The organism is Longispora albida DSM 44784, assembly GCF_000379825.1.
In the GTDB taxonomy this organism is placed as follows: domain Bacteria; phylum Actinomycetota; class Actinomycetes; order Mycobacteriales; family Micromonosporaceae; genus Longispora; species Longispora albida.
In genome coordinates, this window is sequence record NZ_KB903814.1 from 559,828 (window position 1) to 580,053 (window position 20,226).

18 protein-coding genes are annotated in these 20,226 nt (G+C 69.9%); 7 read left to right on the forward strand and 11 right to left on the reverse strand.

Annotated elements, in window-relative coordinates; translation table 11 throughout:
- The first annotated feature begins 176 nt into the window (after positions 1–176).
- Genes A3G1_RS0106740 through asnB form a run of 3 tightly spaced genes read left to right on the forward strand, consistent with a single transcriptional unit; the run spans position 177 to position 3,280 of the window.
- A complete protein-coding gene (locus A3G1_RS0106740) occupies positions 177–665 on the forward strand; it encodes a TerB family tellurite resistance protein (RefSeq protein WP_018348708.1) in 489 nt (162 codons plus the stop codon).
- 37 nt (positions 666–702) lie between these two features.
- Complete coding sequence (locus tag A3G1_RS0106745) at positions 703–1,395, forward strand: methyltransferase (RefSeq protein ID WP_026211867.1); 693 nt, start codon at positions 703–705, stop codon at positions 1,393–1,395.
- A gap of 37 nt (positions 1,396–1,432) precedes the next feature.
- Positions 1,433–3,280, forward strand: a complete 1,848-nt coding sequence (asnB, locus tag A3G1_RS0106750) for an asparagine synthase (glutamine-hydrolyzing) (RefSeq protein ID WP_018348710.1) — start codon at positions 1,433–1,435, stop codon at positions 3,278–3,280.
- A gap of 439 nt (positions 3,281–3,719) precedes the next feature.
- On the opposite strand, the gene A3G1_RS40360 is transcribed toward asnB, so the two are convergent.
- The 6 genes from A3G1_RS40360 to A3G1_RS33585 form a co-directional block, all read right to left on the reverse strand.
- Complete coding sequence (locus A3G1_RS40360) at positions 3,720–3,890, reverse strand: hypothetical protein (RefSeq protein ID WP_018348711.1); 171 nt, start codon at positions 3,888–3,890, stop codon at positions 3,720–3,722.
- A gap of 96 nt (positions 3,891–3,986) precedes the next feature.
- Positions 3,987–5,468, reverse strand: coding sequence for a GGDEF domain-containing protein (locus tag A3G1_RS0106760; protein WP_018348712.1), 1,482 nt, complete (start codon positions 5,466–5,468; stop codon positions 3,987–3,989).
- Positions 5,469–5,489: 21 nt separating this feature from the next.
- The gene (locus A3G1_RS38245; protein ID WP_051110448.1) at positions 5,490–6,800 is read right to left on the reverse strand and encodes a flagellar basal body-associated FliL family protein; all 1,311 of its coding nucleotides are present in this window, start codon (positions 6,798–6,800) and stop codon (positions 5,490–5,492) included.
- The gene (locus A3G1_RS38250; protein ID WP_018348713.1) at positions 6,797–8,311 is read right to left on the reverse strand and encodes a PqqD family peptide modification chaperone; all 1,515 of its coding nucleotides are present in this window, start codon (positions 8,309–8,311) and stop codon (positions 6,797–6,799) included. The genes A3G1_RS38245 and A3G1_RS38250 overlap by 4 nt, the downstream gene beginning before the upstream one ends.
- A gap of 136 nt (positions 8,312–8,447) precedes the next feature.
- On the reverse strand, positions 8,448–10,064 hold the full coding sequence (locus A3G1_RS38255) for a GMC oxidoreductase (protein ID WP_026211868.1): 1,617 nt from the start codon (positions 10,062–10,064) through the stop codon (positions 8,448–8,450).
- 58 nt (positions 10,065–10,122) lie between these two features.
- Positions 10,123–11,694, reverse strand: a complete 1,572-nt coding sequence (locus A3G1_RS33585) for a neutral/alkaline non-lysosomal ceramidase N-terminal domain-containing protein (RefSeq protein WP_083936784.1) — start codon at positions 11,692–11,694, stop codon at positions 10,123–10,125.
- A 34-nt stretch (positions 11,695–11,728) separates the two neighbouring features.
- On the opposite strand from A3G1_RS33585, the gene A3G1_RS41335 reads away from it, so the two are divergent.
- The gene (locus A3G1_RS41335) at positions 11,729–13,780 is read left to right on the forward strand and encodes a serine/threonine-protein kinase (RefSeq protein WP_051110450.1); all 2,052 of its coding nucleotides are present in this window, start codon (positions 11,729–11,731) and stop codon (positions 13,778–13,780) included.
- Here A3G1_RS41335 and A3G1_RS0106790 read toward each other — a convergent pair.
- Positions 13,767–14,240 carry a GNAT family N-acetyltransferase gene (locus A3G1_RS0106790; RefSeq protein ID WP_018348716.1) on the reverse strand — a complete coding sequence of 158 codons (474 nt, stop codon included), beginning with the start codon at positions 14,238–14,240 and terminating at the stop codon, positions 13,767–13,769. The genes A3G1_RS41335 and A3G1_RS0106790 overlap by 14 nt on opposite strands.
- Positions 14,241–14,375: 135 nt before the next feature.
- On the opposite strand from A3G1_RS0106790, the gene A3G1_RS0106795 reads away from it, so the two are divergent.
- The gene (locus tag A3G1_RS0106795) at positions 14,376–14,720 is read left to right on the forward strand and encodes a DoxX family protein (protein ID WP_018348717.1); all 345 of its coding nucleotides are present in this window, start codon (positions 14,376–14,378) and stop codon (positions 14,718–14,720) included.
- Here A3G1_RS0106795 and A3G1_RS0106800 read toward each other — a convergent pair.
- Together A3G1_RS0106800 and A3G1_RS0106805 are read right to left on the reverse strand one after the other, a co-directional pair.
- Entirely contained in the window at positions 14,713–15,744 is a 1,032-nt protein-coding gene (locus tag A3G1_RS0106800) for a S66 family peptidase (protein WP_018348718.1), read from the reverse strand. The two genes, A3G1_RS0106795 and A3G1_RS0106800, sit on opposite strands and share 8 nt — an antisense overlap.
- Before the next feature lie 46 nt (positions 15,745–15,790).
- Positions 15,791–16,204 (reverse strand): winged helix-turn-helix transcriptional regulator, encoded by a 414-nt coding sequence (locus tag A3G1_RS0106805; protein ID WP_018348719.1) that lies wholly within the window; start codon positions 16,202–16,204, stop codon positions 15,791–15,793.
- A gap of 202 nt (positions 16,205–16,406) precedes the next feature.
- On the opposite strand from A3G1_RS0106805, the gene A3G1_RS33595 reads away from it, so the two are divergent.
- Both A3G1_RS33595 and A3G1_RS0106815 read left to right on the forward strand, forming a co-directional pair.
- Positions 16,407–17,819: an MFS transporter gene (locus A3G1_RS33595; RefSeq protein ID WP_040477673.1), complete on the forward strand. Its 1,413-nt coding sequence runs from the start codon at positions 16,407–16,409 to the stop codon at positions 17,817–17,819.
- On the forward strand, positions 17,819–18,292 hold the full coding sequence (locus tag A3G1_RS0106815; RefSeq protein WP_018348721.1) for a pyridoxamine 5'-phosphate oxidase family protein: 474 nt from the start codon (positions 17,819–17,821) through the stop codon (positions 18,290–18,292). Before A3G1_RS33595 ends, A3G1_RS0106815 begins: the two co-directional genes overlap by 1 nt.
- 56 nt (positions 18,293–18,348) lie before the next feature.
- Here the strand turns inward: A3G1_RS0106815 and A3G1_RS0106820 are convergent, their stop codons facing one another.
- Together A3G1_RS0106820 and A3G1_RS0106825 are read right to left on the reverse strand one after the other, a co-directional pair.
- Positions 18,349–19,380 carry a S66 family peptidase gene (locus tag A3G1_RS0106820; protein WP_018348722.1) on the reverse strand — a complete coding sequence of 344 codons (1,032 nt, stop codon included), beginning with the start codon at positions 19,378–19,380 and terminating at the stop codon, positions 18,349–18,351.
- Between the two features lie 159 nt (positions 19,381–19,539).
- The gene (locus tag A3G1_RS0106825; protein ID WP_018348723.1) at positions 19,540–20,217 is read right to left on the reverse strand and encodes a DUF2306 domain-containing protein; all 678 of its coding nucleotides are present in this window, start codon (positions 20,215–20,217) and stop codon (positions 19,540–19,542) included.
- Between the last annotated feature and the right edge of the window lie 9 nt (positions 20,218–20,226).

Below are 20,226 nucleotides of genomic sequence, written 5' to 3' on the forward strand. Positions count from 1 at the left end.
TCCCAGCCGGCCCCGTAATCCCAGCGCGTCGCGATCCATCCGCAGCCACCCTCCGACACGCACATCACGCGAGGCATGTCCATTTCGCCAAATAACTGCACATTCGACGGTTTTGATCTATGCTGTCCCTTCTAGGCTTGACTGGTCGATCTCAGGAGAAGGGGCCGGGTGTACTTATGACTGCCGTCCGCGAAGACAGTGACCTGCTGGGACAGGAATGGTTGTTTGCGAAGGAGTGGGGGATCGGAGCCAAACCTGAAGCCGGAGACTTTGGCGCGTACGCGAAGGCGATGATGATTTGCGCGAAGGGCGACGGAGTACTTGCGCGGGAGGAGCGCGACTACGTCCGGGGGAACTGTGCCGCTTTTGGCGGTTCACCGGAGCTGGTCGCGGAGCTTGCCACGTATACGGCAGACGATGACGTGGTTGAGACAATCGCGCAGGCACGGATCGCCGACGCATCTCGTGCGGCCGTAGTTCTTGACGCGTTTCGTACCTGCGACGCCGACGGGGATATCGCACCTGGCGAGGTTTCGGCGATTCGGAAGATGGCTAACAGGCTCGGGGTGGACAACGTGGACGACATCCACCAGTACTTCCTGGAGGAGAAGGCACTCCGGGCGGCCCGAATCCGCCTGGTCTACCCCGATGGCCCGCCAGCTTAGCAAGCCTTGTGCAGGAGTTCGGGTTGTGGGAATGGGAATGGGATTGCAAGAGAAATACAAGACTGGCCAGCGCCTCGTCGAGCTGCATGCCCGGGCGGTGGCCGCTCCCGCCGAGTTCGACCTAATGCATCTGAGCTGGGATCTGCTGCCTGGAGTATTCTCTCCATCACATACCGCTTCCACGGCGTTGTTTGGCGAATGGCTCCCGTATCCGCTTGCCGGCCACTTCCTGGAGGTCGGCAGCGGTGCCGGGGTAATTTCAGTGAACGCAGCCTTGCGCGGATGCGCGCAGGTAACCGCAGTGGATGTTTCTGAGGTCGCAGTCCGCAATACGCGCATGAACGCCGCTCGCCACGGCGTCACCAAGCGGGTTCGCACGCTTAAGAGCGACCTCTTCGACGCTCTCGAACCCGACGTGCGGTTCGACGCGATCTTCTGGAACTCCAGTGTCATCGAGCCTCCGGCCGGGTTTGTATACAGTAACGAACTTGAACGGGCAATCTTCGACAGCGGATACCGTGCCCACGAGCGCTTCCTGCTCGACGGGCCTGAACGCCTGGCCAGAGGAGGCAGGCTGTACCTCGGTTTCAACAGCCTGGGGAACTTTGCGGCCCTCCAGGAAATTTCCGACCGGGCCGGGCTGAAGATGGATCTGGTTGCTCATGCGACGCGCACATCCGGAAGTTACGAAGTTGAATTTCAGCTTCTAGCGCTGACTAGAGTCTCATGAGTTCCGGAACGGCATCCCCTCTCGGGGCTGGAGAGTCATGTGCGGAATAGCGGGATGGGTCTCCTTCAACCGGGATCTGACAGCCGAGCTGGGCACGCTTGAGGCGATGACTGCCACCATGGCGCTACGCGGACCCGACGCTAGCGGCCTCCTTGTGGAACGCCACGCGGCGCTCGGCCACCGCCGGCTCGCTGTGATCGACATCGCGGGCGGAACACAGCCTATGACAGTAGAGGAGAACGGCCGGCTGCTGTCCGCGCTGACATTCAGCGGGGAGATCTACAACTTCCGCGCGTTGAAGACCGAACTGGAAGGTCACGGGCATCGATTTCGAACTCGAAGCGATACGGAGGTGGTGCTGCGCGCCTATCTGCAGTGGGGACAGGACGTTGCGGCCCACCTCGACGGAATGTTCGCGTTCGCCATCTGGGATGCCAGGACGGAAGAGCTCTTCCTGATACGGGACAGAATGGGTGTCAAACCACTCTTCTATTCCCGGACGGGCGACGGCGTGATATTCGGCTCCGAGCCCAAAGCCCTGTTCGCTCACCCTGCGGTACGGCCGATCGTCGACATGGACGGCCTGCGAGAAATGCTAGCGCATGCCAAGACGCCCGGACTCACCGTCTATCGAGACGTTGCGGAAGTGGAGCCTGGTCACGTCGTGCGCGTGGACACCAATGGCCTCACGATTCGGCGATACTGGGCACTGGAAGCGCGTGAGCACGACGACGATCTCCCCACCACCATCGCAACTGTACGGTCGCTACTAGAGGACATCATCCGCAAATATCTCGTTTCTGACGTGCCGCTGTGTGCGCTTCTGTCGGGCGGGCTCGACTCCAGCGTTCTCGTCGCACTGGCCGCCGAGGCGGAACGCTCGGCGGGGCGCAAGCCGCCACGGACGTTCTCGGTGGACTTCGCGGGGCAAGCCTTCAGGACCGAAACACTGCGGGCGACTCCGGATCGCCCGTACGCGATGCTCATGGCCCAGCATGCCGGAGCTAAGCACCGCATCGTCGAGCTCGACAGCACTTCGCTCCTGGACCAGGAGGTCACGCGCGCCGTGCTCGCGGCGAGAGACCTACCCGTCGGCTTCGGCAACATGGACACGTCACTGCTGTTGCTCTTCCGCGCGGTTCGGGAGCACGCCACAGTCGCCTTGTCCGGCGAGGCAGCCGACGAGCTGTTCGGCGGGTACCGCTGGTTCCACGATCCGGTGGCCACAGCGAGCGGCACGTTCCCCTGGGTCAGCTCCATGTCCGCCATCGCAGGCGCCGGCTCGATACCGCTGGAAGGCCTGCTCAGCCGAGAACTGCGGGAAGGACTGGACCTGCCCGGCTACCGAGCTGAGCGATACGCGCAAGCACTGGCGGAGGTCCCCCACGGGGAACGGACTCCAGACCCCGTCGAGCGGCGGATGCGCGAGATCTGCTATCTCAACCTGACGCGCTTCCAGCGAATCCTGCTCGATCGCAAGGACCGCATCAGCATGGCTGCCGCACTCGAGGTCCGGGTGCCGTTCTGCGATCACCATCTGGTCCAGTACGTCTTCAACACACCCTGGGCGATGAAGTCCTTCGACGGGCGAGAGAAGAGCCTGCTACGCGCGGCCACTCAGCACCTTCTCCCCAGCGAGGTGGCCGAACGGGTCAAAGCGCCCTATCCCCGCACCCAGGACCCTGGCTACGCCCGAGCCCTGCAAACTGGGCTCAGCTCTCTCGCCGCCGACATCCACGCCCCCGCGCGGGACTACCTGGACACGGCCGCCGTTGCGCAGGCCCTCGCCCCGGACGCGGATCCAGAGGCTGCCAGTACGGCGACCGAGATCGCTCTGGATCTCGACACCTGGCTGCGGGACTACTCGATCGACCTACGACTATGACGTCTGCCCAATGCGACCCGCCAGCCGCCGTCGACCAGCTCCTGCCGGTCCCAGCACAGCCGAACAGGAACAACCCGGCCGCGCGAGCGTACGCCTCGGTGGCTGGCTCTGCCCGGTCCCGCCCCGAGCCTCAGCTCCCGAAGATGCCGGCTGGCGACCGGCACCGGCAGGTGCGACGTCAGGGGGAAAGTGTCGGGGTGGGCCTGGGTACGCGCCGGCCGCTCGGCGGGTACCCGGGCCCACCACCCATCCCCTCGCCTGCTCATCGCGGCGGAACGGCAAACTGTTTCACGTTGCACGGGTAATTTTTCGGCCACTGCCCCGGCCACACCCACGGCTCGTGTTCAGGAGGGGCGGAGTCTGGGGGCTGTGTGGAAGAGGAACGATCCCCCCATCCTCCCCACAGCTCCCGTCACCCGCAGGACGCGCCGCGAGGCGGTCAGGACCAGGGGCCCCGGCCGAGGCGGCGAGCCGGTGCCGGGCCTGGCGCTGCCTTCGCCCGGCGGGCGCGCTGGCGGTGCCGGTCGGCATCGGCCCAGGCGCGCTCGATGGTGGAGAGCAGGGCCTGGGTGGCCGGGTGCTCCTCCACGAACAGCTCGTCTTCCTCCATGCGGCAAACGTTACAGCCGCCCTGTGACATTTCTGCCCGAGTTAAGGCTGGGTAAAGGTAACTGAGACGGGGTGGTGACTGTCCATGATGGGAGGCTTAGGCGGCCTGTGCGGAGCGGCGCTCCCGCTTGACCTGGTACAACGCCTGGTCGGCTGTTTCGAGGGCCAGGGCCAGATCGCCATCGAATGTCGACCATCCGATACTCACAGCTACCGGCGTACCGGGCACGAGGGCCTGCCAGTCCTCCGCGGCCACCGCTGCCTGGATGCGCCGCCCGACGTCGTGCGCCTCGGACAGCCCGGTCTCCGGGAGGATCACGACGAACTCGTCCCCGCCGTGCCGGGCGAGCAGGTCACCGGGCCGGATGGCGCGGGCGAAGATCCCCGCGATCCGCTGGAGCACGAGGTCACCCGACGAGTGGCCGTGCGTGTCGTTGACCGCCTTGAACCCGTCGAGGTCCAGCACCCCGAAGGCCCCCCGCCGGACCCGGGCGGCGAAGGCCGCGATCCGCCGCCGGTTCGGCAGGCCGGTCAGCGGGTCCGTCGAGGCCTGCCCGGCGTACTGCGCCGCGACCCTCCGCAGCTTGTCCTGGTCGAGCCGGGCGCTGATGCTGTCGGTGAACAGCTCCCTGAGCTGGGCGTCCTCTGCGCTGACGATCCGGATCGCCGTCCGCTCCGCCACCAGGGCTCCGGCGTGGTCGCCGAGCTGGCCGAGGGCGAGCGAGCGCAGCCGGAGGGGTTCGGCCGGGCCGAGCAGGTGTGAGGCCTCGCCGCCCCCGTCGAGCAGGCGCAGCGCTTCGGCCGGGCGGCCGGACGACAGCGCCAGGCACGCCTCGCCGAGGACCACGAGGTTCTCGACGGTCGGGTCGACGGGTTCGGTGACCGGGGTGACGGGTTCGCCGTGCTGGCCGAGGGCCGCGAGCCGGGCCGCGGCGTAGTACAGGAAGACCCGGTCGACGACGACCATGCTGGGGCCGATCCGGCGGCCGGCCGCGATGACGGTACGCAGGTCGCGGATGCATCCGGGGGTGTCGCCGCGCTGGTCGAGGTTCACCGCTGCCCTGACCGGCGTCTCGGTGCAGGTGGCCAGGTACGGCGGGAGGCCGGCCGCCGCGGCGATCCGGCTCATCTGGCGCATCGCGTCGATGGCTTTCGGATGGAAGCCCATCACCGAGTACCCGACGGACAGGTCGTGCCAGGTGTCGGCGGCCGCGAGGCTGACCTCGGTCATCCGGCTGAGGGTCCGCTCACCGTGCACGAAGTGCTGCATCGCGGTACCGAGTGAGCCCTGCTCCCAGGCCACGTGCCCGGCGAGGACGTGGAACTCGCCGACCAGCCGCGGGTCCGGCACCCGGCGGATGACGGTGTACGCCCGGTCGAGCAGCGGCCGCAGCCGTGAGCGGTCACCGATGTTGATCACGGCGGCGAGCTGCACCAGCAGCGCCTGGGCCGTCCGGCGCGCGCTGCTGGACTCCGCGATGATCCGCTCGGCGGCGGTGATCGCCTCGGCCGAGCGGCTGGCTGCGGTGAGCTCACGGAGGGTTTCCCACTCCGCGCTGACCGGGTCGGCAGCTACCATCTCCCCCACTCTATGCGGACGCTACGTAGTCCCCTTGCAACTGTAGGTGAACTCCCCGGTAGCTGCCTGCGCGTCGGGGCCGGTGACCTTGAGCGTGGCGGTGGCCTTGTAGCTGCCCTGCCCGCTGAACTTCCAGTGCAGGTGCACGTCCACCGACTTCTGGCCGTCGGCGACCCGCTGCCGCAGCTCCTCGGTCTCCTTGCCGTCACTGCGCAGCCAGCGGTACGTGATGGTGCCCGGCCGGCCGTTGGTCGTGATCGTCCCGACAACGTCCACTGTGATCTCACACGCCTCACCCGGCGGGGTGGCCGGAGCGACCCGCGCGCCCGACACGTGCAGGGGGTGCGAGTTGAACCAGAGGAAGTACGCGACGACGCCGCCGATCAGCGCGCCGGTGATCGCCCCGCTGATGATCTTGCCGAGACGGCGTTTCTTCTTCGGCGGCTGGGGCGGGCCGCCCTTCCACGCCTGCTCGACGGCCGCCGGTACGCCGGTGCCGAAGCGCAGCCGCACGTCGTCGCCCGTACCGCCCGCCGCAGTGTTCATGGCACCCGGCCGGGTCTGCTCCCCCTGGGACGAGCCCAGCTGGGCCGTCGGCTCGTACCCGCCGAGGAGCACAGTGGACTCCGCCACCTTCGGCTGCTGCTGAGGAACAGGCTGAGGCACAACCGGCTGGACCACGGGAACAACAGGCTGTGCCGGTACCTGCGGCGGCAGGGCCACGGTCGCCGTCCCCGCCAGGGCGTCGAGCGCTGCCGCCAGCCCGGAGACCTTGGCGATCGTGGCGGCCCTGGTCAGGCCGGGGTCGCCCCAGCGCTCGGCCAGCACGAGCAGCAGCGCCGCCCAGGCCCGGACGTCGGACTCGACGTCACCGGAGGCCAGGCCGACCTCGATCAGCGCGGCGGCCCCGCTGCCGGTCAGCACGATGTTGTGCGGGCCGAAGTCGCCGTGCACCAGCCCGCCGGTGTGCAGGCCGTGCAGCGTCTGCCCCGTCCACAGCGCGACGGCGATGGCGTCGTCACCGTCGCGGTTCGGCTTGGAGAGCAGCTCGGCGACCGTGGGACTCGCGGGTTCGCTGGTGATCAGCCAGACCCGGCCGCCCTCGGTCACCAGGTCGGCGACGGGCAGGACACCGGTCACCGCCAGGCCACGGACCGCGACGACCTGCGCCACGACGCGGTCGAGGGCCGCGCCCCGGGACAGCGCGGGGTCCAGCAGCAGTGCGCCGCGCAGGCCGGCCGGGCCGCGCGCCACCCACCAGGTACCGAACCGGCTCTTGCGGCCGACTCCGGTCAGCTGCAGTCCGGAGACCACTGTCGGTTCGTTGTTCACCGGGTCACTCCTGCCAGTCCTCGGCTCAGTTTCCGACGCCGCCAGCCCAGCCGTAGCCAGACCGGGAACAGGGCGACCATGATGACACAGAACACGAGCGGAGGCGTCATCGCGGCGGTCAGGAGTGCGGTGGCCAGGGCGAGCAGGGCATACAGTGCCAGGCCGATCCTGGGTGCCCGCCGCTGGCGGAGGTCCGACCACAGCCCGCCCTCCCGGCGGAAGAGGTAGCCGAAGGACTCCTCACGGAGGGCCGGCCTGCGCACCAGGTCGGACAGGGCCTGGTAGCCGTCCGTGGGTAACAGCGGGTTCAGGTTGTACACAGTGCTCAGATACAGCATCACCGCAAGCTGGAAGCTGGCAGCCGATCCGGCGGCGGCCCCGATCGACGCGAGGCCGGCCAGCGCGGCGGTCGTGAGCGGCCCGGCCAGGGTCACGGCCATCCTGGCCCGGCGCGAGGCCAGCCACATGTCGCTGGTGTCCACAAAGGCGAACGGCAGGCCGAGGATCAGCGCGACCCCGGCTCTGTTCACCCTCCGGCCATATGACTTCACGGTGAGTGCGTGCGCGGCCTCGTGCAGGAGGGTGGCGAGCAGGTAGCCGGCTCCGGCCGCCACGATCCCCAGCGGCCCGCCGAAGTCGAGCAGCCGGTGCTGCCCCGTGGCGGCCCACAGCGCGAGGAGGCCGGCCACGATCAGACCCCACAAACCCCCTTTCCCGGTACCAGTGAAGAAAACCCACCCGAATGACCGGTATGCCCTGCCCAGCAGCCCGTCGAGCCCGCCGATCGACCACTCCACGTGGTACCAGCGCCTGGCTGGCCGCGCCTGCGTCCCGTGCAGCAGCCCCTCGTCGGCGAACACGCGCAGCGCCCGCTCGATCTTCGCGAGGGCCAGCTCCCCGTACTCGTCGGCGTACTCGACGACCAGGTCCAGCACGCTCCGCCGCCCGTCGAGCAGCCGCCACACGTAGAGATCCCGCTCGTCCAGCTCGATGTACCGGCCGGTGCTCGTGTTCCGCAGGACGTAGCTCCCGTCGGGGAGCTGCTTGACGGCGACCGCGCCGTGCCGCTGTGGCCGTCCACCGTGGACGATCGTGTCCTCCGACCCGTCCCACAGGTGGGTCCGGTCGGCCCTCGGCTGCTCGAAGACCACCGGCACGTCCCCGAACAGCAGCTCCATCCCGTCGGCGAGCCGGCAGCTCGACGAGCGGAGCGCCCGGGCCCCGGCCCGCGTCCCGTTGAAGGACCCGAGATCCTCGACGACGTACCCGGCGGCGGTCCGCTCGATCCGGGCATGGCTGCGCGACACACTCGGGTGGTCGATCACCACGTCGTTGCCCGGCCCGCGCCCGACGGTCGTGACGTGCTCGCTCAGGGCGTGCTCGGCCCCGCCGTCCACGGTGAGCCGTGGCGGCCCGGAGGCGTCGGCCGGTACGCCGGGCCGGAGGATCCCGCAGTGCAGGCAGTAGGGGAAGTCCCGCCTCACGTGCACCCGGCAGGCATGGCAGAGCATGGCCGGAGCCTAGATCGACATGCGCTGGCGCGGGCGTCGGGTTCCTGACAGTAACGAGCTGTACCGGTGCGGTGCGGCTGGTGAATGGGACCCCTCATGTCGCTATAGCGACATGAGGGGTCCCATGATCATGGTTTCAGGCGATGTCCTCGGTGACGATCCGGGCGAGGTTGCGCTCGGCGAGGGCGGTGATCGTGACGAACGGGTTCACGCCGACCGAGCCGGGCAGCAGCGCGCCGTCGGTCACGTACAGCCGGTCGTAGCCCTTGACCCGGCCGTAGCCGTCGGTGGCCCGGCCGAGGACGGCGCCGCCGAGCGGGTGGTAGCAGAAGTCGTCGGCGAAGGTACGGGTGTCGCCGAACAGGTCGGAACGGTAGACGGTGACGTTGACCCGGTTCATGTGGTCGAAGAGGTCCTTGGCCGCAGCCACGGACGGCTGGTTCTGGGCCCGGGTCCAGGTGAGGCCCAGCTTGCCGGTGGTGCTGTCGTAGTAGAGCGTGCCGCGTTCGGGGTTCTTGGTGATGGCCAGGTACAGGCTGATCCAGGTTTCCATGCCGGCGGGCATCGGCGCGATCTCGGCGAACACCGGCCGCGTGGGGTGGTTCCAGTCGTTGATGCCGAGGGTCGGGATGGTGGACTGCTTGATGCCGGTCGGGTCCCAGATGTGGTTGGCGCGGGCCAGCATCACGTTGCCGTTGTGGCCCCAGCCCCGGCCCAGCTCGCCGCCGAGCCGCGGGAGGTCGCCGGTGTCGCGGGCCTTGAGCAGCAGCTCGGTGGAGCCGAGGCTGCCGGCGCCGAGGAAGAGGTAGCGGCAGCTGATCTCGGAGGTGCTGACCGTCGCGCCTTCGGGGGTGCTCACCGTGAGAGTCAGCGTGTACGTGCCGTCGGCCTGCTGCCGGATCCGGGTCACCCGGCTCATCGTCTGGATGGTGACCTTGCCGGTACCGAGGGCCGCGGCGAGGTACGTCTTGTCGAGGCTGAGCTTGCCGTGGTTGTTGCCGTAGATGACCTCGCCGTTCAGCGCCGACCGTGGCACCTCGCCGCGTTCCTCGCGCTCCATGTAGGAGAAGTCGTAGACGTTGGGCACGAAGGCCGTCTGGAACCCTGCCCGGTGGGCGTGCGCGCGTGCGACCCTGGCGAACTGGTAGTACGGGCTCGACTCGAAGTAGCCGGGCCGGATCGTGTTCACGCCGAGCATCTGGTTGGCGAGCGGGAAGTACCGGCCGTACATCTCGGCGGAGTCCACGCCCGGCAGGATCTCCTCGAAGTACCCGCGCGGCGGCGTCACGGCCATGCCGCCGTTGACGAGCGAGCCGCCACCGACACCACGTCCGACGTAGACACCCATGTCGGCGAACTGCACCCGGTCGAGCACCCCGGCGTACGGCGTGATGTTCTTGTTGATCACGTCGAGCCAGAGGAACGAGCCGAGCGGGGCCTCCGTGCGGTCCCTGAACCACATCGAGCGGTGGTCGGGCTTCGTGACCTGCGTGAACACCTTGCCGTCGAGGCCGGGCCGGTCCCACAGCTGGCCCATCTCCAGCATCAGGGTCGCCACGCCGGCCTCACCGAGCCGGAGGGCGGACACGGCGGCGCCGTAGCCGGTACCGATGACGATCGCGGGCACGAAGTCCGCACCCGCCGCGGCTGCCGCACGGCGGGACGTGCTGATGACGGGCAGGCCCGCCGCCGCTGCCGTGGTGAGGGCCGCGAGGCCGAGAATGCGACGGCGGGACATCAACGTGTAAGACATTTCACGTACGGTGCCAGTCAATGATCCACTATGGATGAACGGCTGGCCGAAATGCGTGCTACGTCACTGTGAACGTCCGGGATGTTCCGGTCAGCGGGCTCACCTTGCCCGCCCACCCGCTCTTCCAGTCACCGTGGTGCACGATCCGGTACGTGCCAGCCGGCGTACCGGCCGGGATGCTCCACTCCACCGTCGCCGTCGAGTAGGCGATGCCGGAGTGCGCCCACCGGTACACGGTCGACCAGTCCTTGTCGCCGGCGACCCGGGTCCACGTTCCGCCGGTCAGCCGCTGGACCTCCAGGAACGTGCCGCCCCGGCGCAGGTTGTTCTTCGGGTGCCCGGTCCAGAAGACGGCCCTGGCTGTCTGCCCTGCCGCGTACTGCGCCCGCGGCTGCGTCTCCACGTCCCCGAACCACCTGCCGAGCGGCACGTCGTCGAACACGACACCCGTCTGGAAGCTCAGCTGGTTGTTCCGCAGGTCGCGCGGCGCCGGCCCGGCCGGTACCGCCTGGCCGGCGCGCATCGCCGAGCCGAGCCGGGCGAACTCCTGCTGGTACGCCGGCAGCGTCCACTTGCTGAACAGCGTCGACGCGCCCTCGTACTGCTGCGCCTCGTACTCCTCCGGCGTCGCCAGGTACTGCGAGTACGCGTTGGCGAAGCCCGCGATGATGACGTTGCCGGCCGGCACCCCGAGGCTGGCGGCGATGGTCCGGCGCAGCCGGTACCCGGACACGATCGTCACCTCGGCCGGCACCCCGGCGATGTAGAGGTCACCGATCCAGAGCAGCTGCAATGGGAGCACCTCCGGCGTCCACGGCACCGGCTGCATCAGCCCGACCGGCACGGCCACGGGCTTCGGGGCCTGGCAGGCGGCGAGCGAGCCGGGTACGGGGAGGCCGAGGCCGCCGAGGGCGTCGACGAACGGGTTGCGCACGCCTTCGGGGAGGAGCGGGATGCCCGGTCCGTCCTCGGTACTGCCCGCGAGCATGCTCACGCCGATCGCGGCCGGGCAGGTGGTGTGCGGCTGGCCGTCGCCCGTGTACGCGGGGCTGACCGTCACGGCGGACATGTCGGCGAACGTGTGCCGGTAGCCGACGCCGCCGGTCAGGGTGGACGTCGATCCACTGTGGATGTTCACGGCCGCTTCGGCCTGGCGCTGGCCGATGATCCGGGTGTTCTCGACCGGGTTCTCGGTCGGGCCGGAGCCGGGGCGCAGGTTCAGGTTCGGGGAGATGTCGGCGGAGCTGGCCTGCATGAAGGCCGCGACGAAGCCCGGTGCGGGAGCGGAGTGCTCCCACAGGTACGCCGCATAGCCCTTGTTGTCCCCGCTGATCAGGCGGTTGCCGTTGGTCAGCGACGTGCCGTGCGTGCCGAACCAGCTCATCGCGCCGAAGGTGGCGGCGTTGAACCCGTACGAGGAAAGGTTGTACGCGGCATAGTGCGAGTAGCCAGCCGGGCCGGCATGCGTGTGCGTGGAACTCAGCAGCACGTTCTGCTCGGTGCAGAGCGTGCCGTAACGCGCACGCAGCCGAGTGGCTCTGGTCAGGCCAGGTGACGAGCCGCGACGTCGTCCTGTGTGGACGATGGCGTGATGCCCGGTTTGACCTGACGCTCTAAGCTTCAGGTTCATCGAACTTGGTGAACCGGGCTGTGGGGAGGTCAGGGTGAAGCCGCTGGCGGATGGCGACCCGCGCGAGACCGGCCCCTACCGGCTCCTCGCCGAGCTGGGCCGGGGCGGCATGGGCCGGGTGCTGCTCGGCCACGGTCCCGACGGCCGGCTGGTCGCGGTGAAGCTGATCCGGCCGCAGTACGCGGAGGACGCCGAGTTCCTGGCCCGGTTCCGGAACGAGGTCGCCGCGTCCCGCCGGGTGTCCGGGGCCTACACGGCGGCGGTGATCGACGCGGACACCAGCGGCGAGGCACCCTGGCTGGCTTCGGTATTTGTTCCGGGCCCGTCGCTGCTGGAGGCCGTCCGCGATGGCGGGGTGCTCCCCGTACCGGCGGTGCTGCGGCTGGCGGCCGGCCTCGCCACGGCGCTCAGCGAGATCCATCGTTCTGGCATCGTCCACCGCGACGTGAAACCGTCCAATGTGCTGCTCTCCCCGGACGGGCCGCGCCTGATCGACTTCGGCATCGCCCGCGCGCTGGACGCCGAGGGCGGCTCGGAGCTGACGCACACGGGGTGGCTGATCGGCGCGCCCGGCTTCATGTCCCCGGAGCAGGCGAGCAGCGGAAAGATCACACCGGCCAGCGACGTCTTCTCGCTGGGCGTGGTGCTGGTCATGGCGTGTACCGGCCGGAGCCCGTTCGCGGGAGCCGGCACGCCGCAGACGCTGTACAACGTGGTGCACGCCGAGCCGGACCTGTCCGGGGTCCCGGCCGGGCTGCTGCCGATCATCCGGCCCTGCCTGGCGAAGGATCCGGCGAAGCGGCCCAGCCTGCACCTGCTGCTCGCGCGGATCGGCCCGCTGCCCGTCACGACGCGGCTGTGGCCGGGCCCGGTCATACAGATGACTGCCGACCAGGATGCCGAGCTGGTCCGGCTGCTCAACCCGGACGGCGACCACACCACGATCATCGACCGGGGCCCGACCCTGCGGATCCGGCCGGCCGGGACGAAGAAGGAACGCACCCCGTTCCCGCCGTCCTCCCCGCCTGCCGATCCACCCCGAGCGCACGAGCCGCCTCGTTCCGCCGAGGCTCCGTTTGTTCCGGGTCCGCCGGCGGCCCCGCCCCCGCGTCCGGCCAAGTCCAGGTCCGGGGGCCTTGCCGCCGCCGTCATTCTCGTTCTCGTCCTGGTGGCCGGCGGGGGTGTGCCTGCCGTGGCCGGGCTGCTCGGCAAGGTCTGGGACCAGATCACAGCGGAACCGACCCCGGCACCGGAGCCGCGTGAGACGAAGCAATCGCCGCGTGTCACTACTGTCCCCCGCGCCCCGGAGGTCAAGTCCACGCCGCGCAGGGAGGAACCAACGCCGGCTCCGACGCCGGCCCGTACGACGACCACGAAGCCCTACGACGGGGCGTACACGGCGGCTGCCGGGGACTGTTTCGAGGACAAGTACTCCACTGGGGACACGTCGGAGCTGCACCGCGGCACGTGCACGCCCGGCAGCTTCAAGGTGCTCAAGCGGGTCGACGGGAGTTCCGACGCCTCGGGGCAGTGCAGGAACGTCACGGGCACGAACTGGCGGCTGGGCTGGGAGGCGAGCGGTTCACGGCAGGCGATGGTGCTGTGCCTCCAGTACCTGTACCGGGACAACCTCTTCAACGCGCAGGCCGGGCACTGCGCAATGGGCAACGCCGACGGGTCGAGCTGGCGGATCGTCCAGTGTGCCGACCACACGTTCCAGGTACTCCAGTTGATCCAGGGCACGAGCGACTCGAATCGCTGCCAGGAGGACGTGCGGGTCCGGTACCGGCTGGCGCACACCGAGGCCCGGCCGGACCTGTCTGTCGTGGTGTGCATGACGTACCGGTACGGCGACGACGCCGCCTACGGCCGGCCGCGCAACTGCATGCTCCGGGTGGGATCCGGGGACGCCATGCGGCTGACGTTCGCGGACTGCTCGCGGGCGAACGTGTACGTTTCCGGCTACAACGCGGGGGCGTACCAGCAGGGGTTCTGCGGTAACGACGGCTATCGCGGCTACAACACGACCGGCCAGTGGGCGCGGTACCTGAACTTCATCACCTGTTTCCGCGCTACTCAGAACTGACCGGCGTCCAGCGCAGGGTCATGTCCGGCAGGTTCTCCATGTTGCGGTCGCCGTCGCTGGTGTCGAGAACGGTGAAACCGTGGCGCTCGTAGAACGCGCGGGCGCCGGTGTTCTGCTGGAAGACGTGCAGGGACACCCCAGCCGGGCTGTGCCGCCTGACCTCGTCGAGGAGTAGCGTGCCGATGCCCTGCCGGCGGACGCCGGGGCGCAGGTAGAGGTGTTCCAGCATGTCGCCGTCAAGGGCGGCGTAGCCGGTGATCTCGCCGTCACGTACCGCGACCCAGGTACGGCACTGACCGAGCAGGACGTCCACGACCCATCGGGTCACCTGCTCGTGGTTGCGCTTCTGCGGTGGCAGGTACGGCATGGTCGCCGACCGGGAGGCCATGTGGATGCTGGCGATCACGCCCGCGTCCTGCTCCGCCGCCAGCCGGACCTGAGTTTTGCCCTCGTCGCTCACATCAGCGAAACTACAAGATCATCAGAGAACCCGCTCGCTGCGACCTGGGTCACACTGCGTCACGTTCTCCGGGGCTGTCTCGTCCTGTCGCCGACAGGCAACCAGCCTGCCCTGCACGCCACCCGAGGAGTACCCATGTTCGCCGCCTATCTCACGGTCACCATTCTCACCGCGTTCATGGCCGCCAGCGCCGCCGTCACGTACTTCATCCGGCACCCGTACCCGACCGCGCAGATGGACATGAAGCGGCTGCCGCACTCGTGGATGCCGATGCTGGGGACGTTCCTCGCCGCGGGCTCGGCTGGCCTGGTGACCGGCATCTGGGTACCCCTGATCGGCATCCTCGCCGCCGCGGGCCTGGTGCTGTACTTCATCCTCGCGCTCGCCGCCCACCTGCGCGTCGGCTCCCGCAACCTCGTCGGGTGGGCGGCGTTCACGAGCTTCTCCATCGCTTCGCTGGTGCTGGGCCTGCTCAGGTAAGGGACTGGGTGATCCGCTGGACCGCGCCGTCAGCGGTGACCTCGGCCAGCGCTCCGTTGACCAGCGCGAGGTGCGGGGCGATGTGCCCGCAGTCGACGTCCATGACGACCGGGACGCCCAGGTCACCGAGGGCGCTGCGGACCGCGTCGTCCTGGGTGAAGGCTCCGGTACCGGGGGCACGGGTCCGGCCGGTCAGGATTGCGTTCGCGTGGTCGAACCAGCCGGCCAGGCGCATGCTCCACAGCAGGCGGGCGATGTCACCGGCCTCGCTCCCGCCGACCTCCACGTAGACGATCAGGCCCTCGGGGGCGTGCTTCTCCGCGAAACCGCGGACGTCCCCGTACGGCGTGCCGGCCAGCGGGCCCGCCGTCTCGACGCAGCCGCCGATCAGCCGGCCGGCCGCGCGGACCGGGCCTGCTGCCGGGTCGAGGAGCCGCCAGCCGCCGGGTTCGGTGAGGGTCCATTCGGTGAAGTCCGGCTTCGCCGTCCAGTCGTCGAACCCTGCCGACTTGGTGGCGGCCGCAGCGCCCTGCTCGAACCGCGCGCCGGCCGGACTGGACGCCACGTCGAGCCAGGGCAGGAGCGGCTCGGGTACGCGATAAGGGGTGTCCATCAGGTTCTGGCCGTGCAGCGTCGCGATGCCAGTCAGAGTGGTGAGCGCCAGCAGCACGGTCGACATGTCGGAGAAGCCGACGAGCCACGTCGGATCGGCGTCGGCGATCGCGCCGAAGTCCAGGTGCGGCATCAGGTCGATGGCGAGGTCGCCGCCCCACGGCGGGACGACGGCCTTGATGGCCGGGTCGGTGAGCATGGCGGTCAGCTCGGCGGCGCGGGCGGCCGGCGGGGCGCTGACCAGGCCGGTGCCGTCCATGCACTCGCCGACCACCACGTCGTAGCCCTTGGCCCGGAGGAACTCCACGCAGAACTCCAGCCGGGCCTGGTGCCGGGGGCCGATCCCTGCGGACGGGGACGTGACCCCGATCCGGTCGCCGGGCTGGAGCGGGGCTGGGTAACGGATAGACATGCTCAAGATCCTCCCACGGCGGCCCGGACCGCACGGACCGGTTTCGTCAGGCCGGGGCCAGCTCGGCGCGCTGGTCGTAGTCCGCTCGGGCCGCCGCGATCTCGTCCTGGTGTGTCTCCGTCCACATGACCAGGGACTGGATGGTCGCGTGCAGCGTCTCGCCGAGCGGGGTGAGCGCGTAGTCCACCCGGGGCGGGACGACCGGGTGGACCGTCCGGCTGATCAGGCCGTCGCGTTCGAGCTGGCGGAGGGTGACGGTGAGCATCCGCTGGCTGATCCCGTCGATCTCCCGCTTCAGCTCGGTGAAGCGCAGGCCGCGCCGGTCGAGCAGCGCGATCACCAGGAGCGACCACTTGTCGGCCACCCGGTCCAGGATCTGGCGGACCTCGCAGCCCTCCCTGCCGTCCCACTGCCGGGCCGAATAGTCCTCGGTTCCCCCGCAGTAACCGAGTGCGGTCAAAGTGCCTTCTTCCATAGCTCCCGATCGTGACGCACGATCGAGGTGGTTACAAGAGGGAACCGACCCTCCATCCGGTAACCGCCTCCACGCCAGGGCAGGGGTGCGCCGCGCCGTGCCCTCTTCCTGGGTCCATAAAGGAGCTTCGATGTCAGTGTCATCGGCAACGTCACACCCCGCACAGCCCTCCCGCAGCCCGGACAGGATGAGCCCCCGGGCATGGGCCGTGCTCCTGGTGCTGTGCGGCGCCATCTTCCTCGAGGGCATCGACGTCGCGATGTTCAACGTCGCCCTGCCTGCCATCCGCGCCGACCTCGGCCTGCCCGCCAGCTCGCTCCAGTGGGTGATCAGCGCGTACGTGCTGGGCTACGGCGGATTCATGCTGATCGGCGGCCGGGCGGCCGACCTGCTCGGCCGGCGGCGGATGTTCCTGTTCTGGCTGGCGGTGTTCCTGCTGTTCTCCGGGCTGGGCGGATTCGCGACGGAGAGCTGGATGCTGATCGCCGTCCGGTTCGTGACCGGCGTGGCCTCGGCCTTCATGGCCCCGGCCGGGCTGTCCATCATCACCACGTCCATCCCGGAGGGCGCACAGCGCAACCGGGCGCTGCTGATCTACTCCGGCACCGCGGCCGGCGGCTTCTCTCTCGGCCTCGTGATCGGCGGGCTGCTCACCGGTTTCGGCTGGCGCTGGGTGTTCTTCGCTCCCGTTGTGCTCGCCGCCGTCCTGCTGGCCGCCGCACTCATCATCCTTCCCCGTACGCCGTCACCCGCCGCCACGGAGGGCGCGGGTGGCCGGAGGCTCGACCTGCCGGGCGCGCTGGCCATCACAGCCGCGCTCGTGCTCCTGGTCACGGCGATCGAGCGGGCGAGCCATGTCCATCCGGTGTGGACGGTCGCGACGCTGACCGCAGCCGGGGTGGCCTTCGCGTTGTTCGCCGTGATCGAGCGGCGCTCGGCCGCCCCGCTGGTCCGGTTCGGCGTGTTCCGGAACGCGGCGCTGGTCCGGGCCAACGCGACCGGCCTGCTGTTCATCGCCGGGTTCGCGGCCTTCCAGTACGTCGTGGTGCTCTACCTGCAGGACCTGCGGGGCTGGAGCCCGCTCAGCACGAGCCTGGCGCTGCTGGTGATCGGCATCGACGCGGTACTCGCGCCGACGCTGACGCCCCGGCTGGTCGAACGGTTCGGCACGTGGCGGGTGATCACCGGCGGGCTGGTGCTGGCCGCGATCGGCTACGCGACCTTCGCCCCGCTCGGCCCCGACTGGACCTACGCTGCCATGTTCCCGGCGATGCTGCTGCTCGGGCTGGCCTTCGCCCTGGTGTACGGGCCGCTGACCATCGCGGGCACCGACGGCGTGGCCGAGGCCGAGCACGGGCTGGCCGGCGGGCTGCTCTACACGTCGCTCCAGTTCGGCACGGCGCTGGGCATGTCGGCGGCCACGGCCGTGATGGTCGCGGCCACGGACGACGGGGCGGCCGGGCTGCTGTCCGGGTACCGGGCGGCGCTGCTCGTGCCGCTGGTGGCTGCCGTGATCGCGGTGGTGGTGGCGGGGTCGGGGCTGCGCGCCCGGCGGTCGAGCACCAGCGCGGAGCCGGTGTCCGAGATGGTGGCCGGCTGATGGCGGAGAAGGTGGAGAGGTTCGCGGACATCGAGGCGGAGTTCGCCCGGTACGTGACCGACATCAAGTACGCGACCATGACCACAGTGGACAAGCTCGGCAGGCCGAGGTCCCGGGTGCTCTTCCCGATCTGGGAACTCACCGGCGGCAAGCCGGTCGGCTGGCTCGCGAGCTACCGGACGAAGGTCAAGGCAGCGCACCTGGCGGGCAACCCGCACACCACGTACTCGTACTGGAGCCCCCGCCAGAACGCCGTCCACGTCGACAGCCGTTCCGCCTGGGAGGACGATCCGGCCGTCAAGGCCCGGGTGTGGGAGCTGTACCGGGCCGGGAGCCCGGCCGGGCTCGGCTACGACCCCGCGCGGTACTGGGAGAGCCCGGCGGATCCCGGGTTCCACGTGATCCGGATCGAGCCGTGGCGGGTGCAGGTCGTCAGGGGTACCGATCTGCGGAGCCTGATCTGGCAGCCCTGACGGCAGTGAGGCTGGAGCGGCCCGGGCCGAGGTCCCCGGGCCGCTCCGTCACGCCGTCACACCAGCGCCTGGCTGATCCGCTGCTCGGCGCCGTCCACGACGACCTCGGCCAGAGCACCGTTGACGAGGGACAGGTGCGGGGCGATGTGCCCGCAGTCGACGTCCATGACGACCGGGACGCCCAGGTCACCGAACGCGCTGCGGACCGCGTCGTCCTGCGTGAAGGCTCCGGTCGCCTTGCCGCTGGTCCTGGCGAACAGGATCGCACTGGCGTGCTCGAACCAGCCTGCCAGCCGCATCGCCCACAGTGACCTGGCGGTGTCGCTGGCCTCGTTCCCGCAGACCTCAACGTAGACGATCAGGCCCTCGGGTGCGTGCTTCTCCGCGAAGCCCCTGACGTCGCCGTACGGCGTACCGGCCAGCCAGCCGACCGTCTCGACGCAGCCGCCGATCAGCCGCCCGGACGCCCGCACCGGCCCGGCGCCCGGGTCGAGCAGCCGCCACCCGCCGGGCCGGTCGAACGTCCACTCCGTCAGGTCCGGGTGATCGGTGAAGTTGTCGAAGCCCGGCTTCCTGGTCGCGACGGCCGCGCTCTGCTCGATCCGGCCGCCAGCCGGTGCCGAAGCCACGTCCAGCCACGGCCTGGTCTCCTCCGGCCTGCGGAACGGCGTGTCCATCAGGTTCTGCCCGTGCAGGGTGGCGATCCCGGTCATGGTGGTGATCGGCAGGAGCACGGTCGACATGTCGGAGAAGCCGACGAGCCAGGTCGGATCGGCTGCCGCGATCGCGTCGAAGTCCAGGTACGGCATCAGGTCGGTGGAGATCTCCCCGCCCCACGGCGGGACGACGGCCCGGATCGACGGGTCGGTGAGCATCGCGGTCAGCTCGGCTGCGCGCTCACGCGGCGGGGCGCTGACGATGCCGCTGCCGTCCATGCACTCGCCGGCCACCACCTCGAAACCCTTACCCCGCAGGTACTCCAGGCAGAACTCGAGCCGGGGCCGGTGATGGGCAGGCACCCCGCTCGACGGGGAGGTGACGCCGATCCGGTCACCGGGCTGGAGCGGGGCGGGGTAACGGATTGTCATGGCCGGGATCCTGCCACGGTCCGCCCCGCCCCGCCGACCCGTTTCCGGCTAGCCCGCCCAGGCCACCGCCTCGCACCAGAACCGGGCCACGAACGCTCCCGGGTCCTCCGCCCAGCCTCGCAACGCCGCCAGCCCGCTCAGCGCCACGACTTCGCGCGGTCAGCCCTGGGCCGGCGCTGGCTGCCGGGCCGGGCTGCCCGTTCGCCGCCGCCTGGCCGGCTCGCGGCGGATCAGCCACTCCGCGACAGCCAGGTTGATCGTCCAGCCCGCGCCCATGAACAGCGCTCGGGCGGTCACGCCGTGCTGGCCGGTGAGGAGCGGGCCGGCCCCTGCGGTGATGACCTGGGTCCCCGCGCCGATCCCGATCGCGTACGCCCGCGTCATCCACGCCCGGTGCGTGCCGTAGTCCTTCCGCAGCACGGCTGCGAGCCCGAGGACCAGCGAGGCGAGCATGCCCGTGCCGAACACGAGCCGGAGCAGGTAGAGCAGGGTCCCGTCCGACGGCGGCCACGGGTAGAACAGGGTCATCCACAGCCCGCTACCGGCCACGGTCAGTCCACAAGGGAGCAGCAGCCGGCCGGCTCGCCGGTGCCAGGACCGCCGCCGGAGGGCCGGGACGAACTGGAGCGCGCCGAACAGTGCGTAGGCGGTCGCGCCGACGATGTGCAGCAGGACCGGTACCGGGGCGGCCACGAACCGGGCGTTGGCTTCGGTCACCTCCGGCCCCGAGGCCAGCTCGGCGACGCGCACGCCGCCGGCCAGTGCCGGTACGAGACCGAGCAGGATCAGCCCGGCCGGCGCGGCCCAGGCCCGGAGGGTGGTGGTGCGGCTGTTCACGATCGGGTC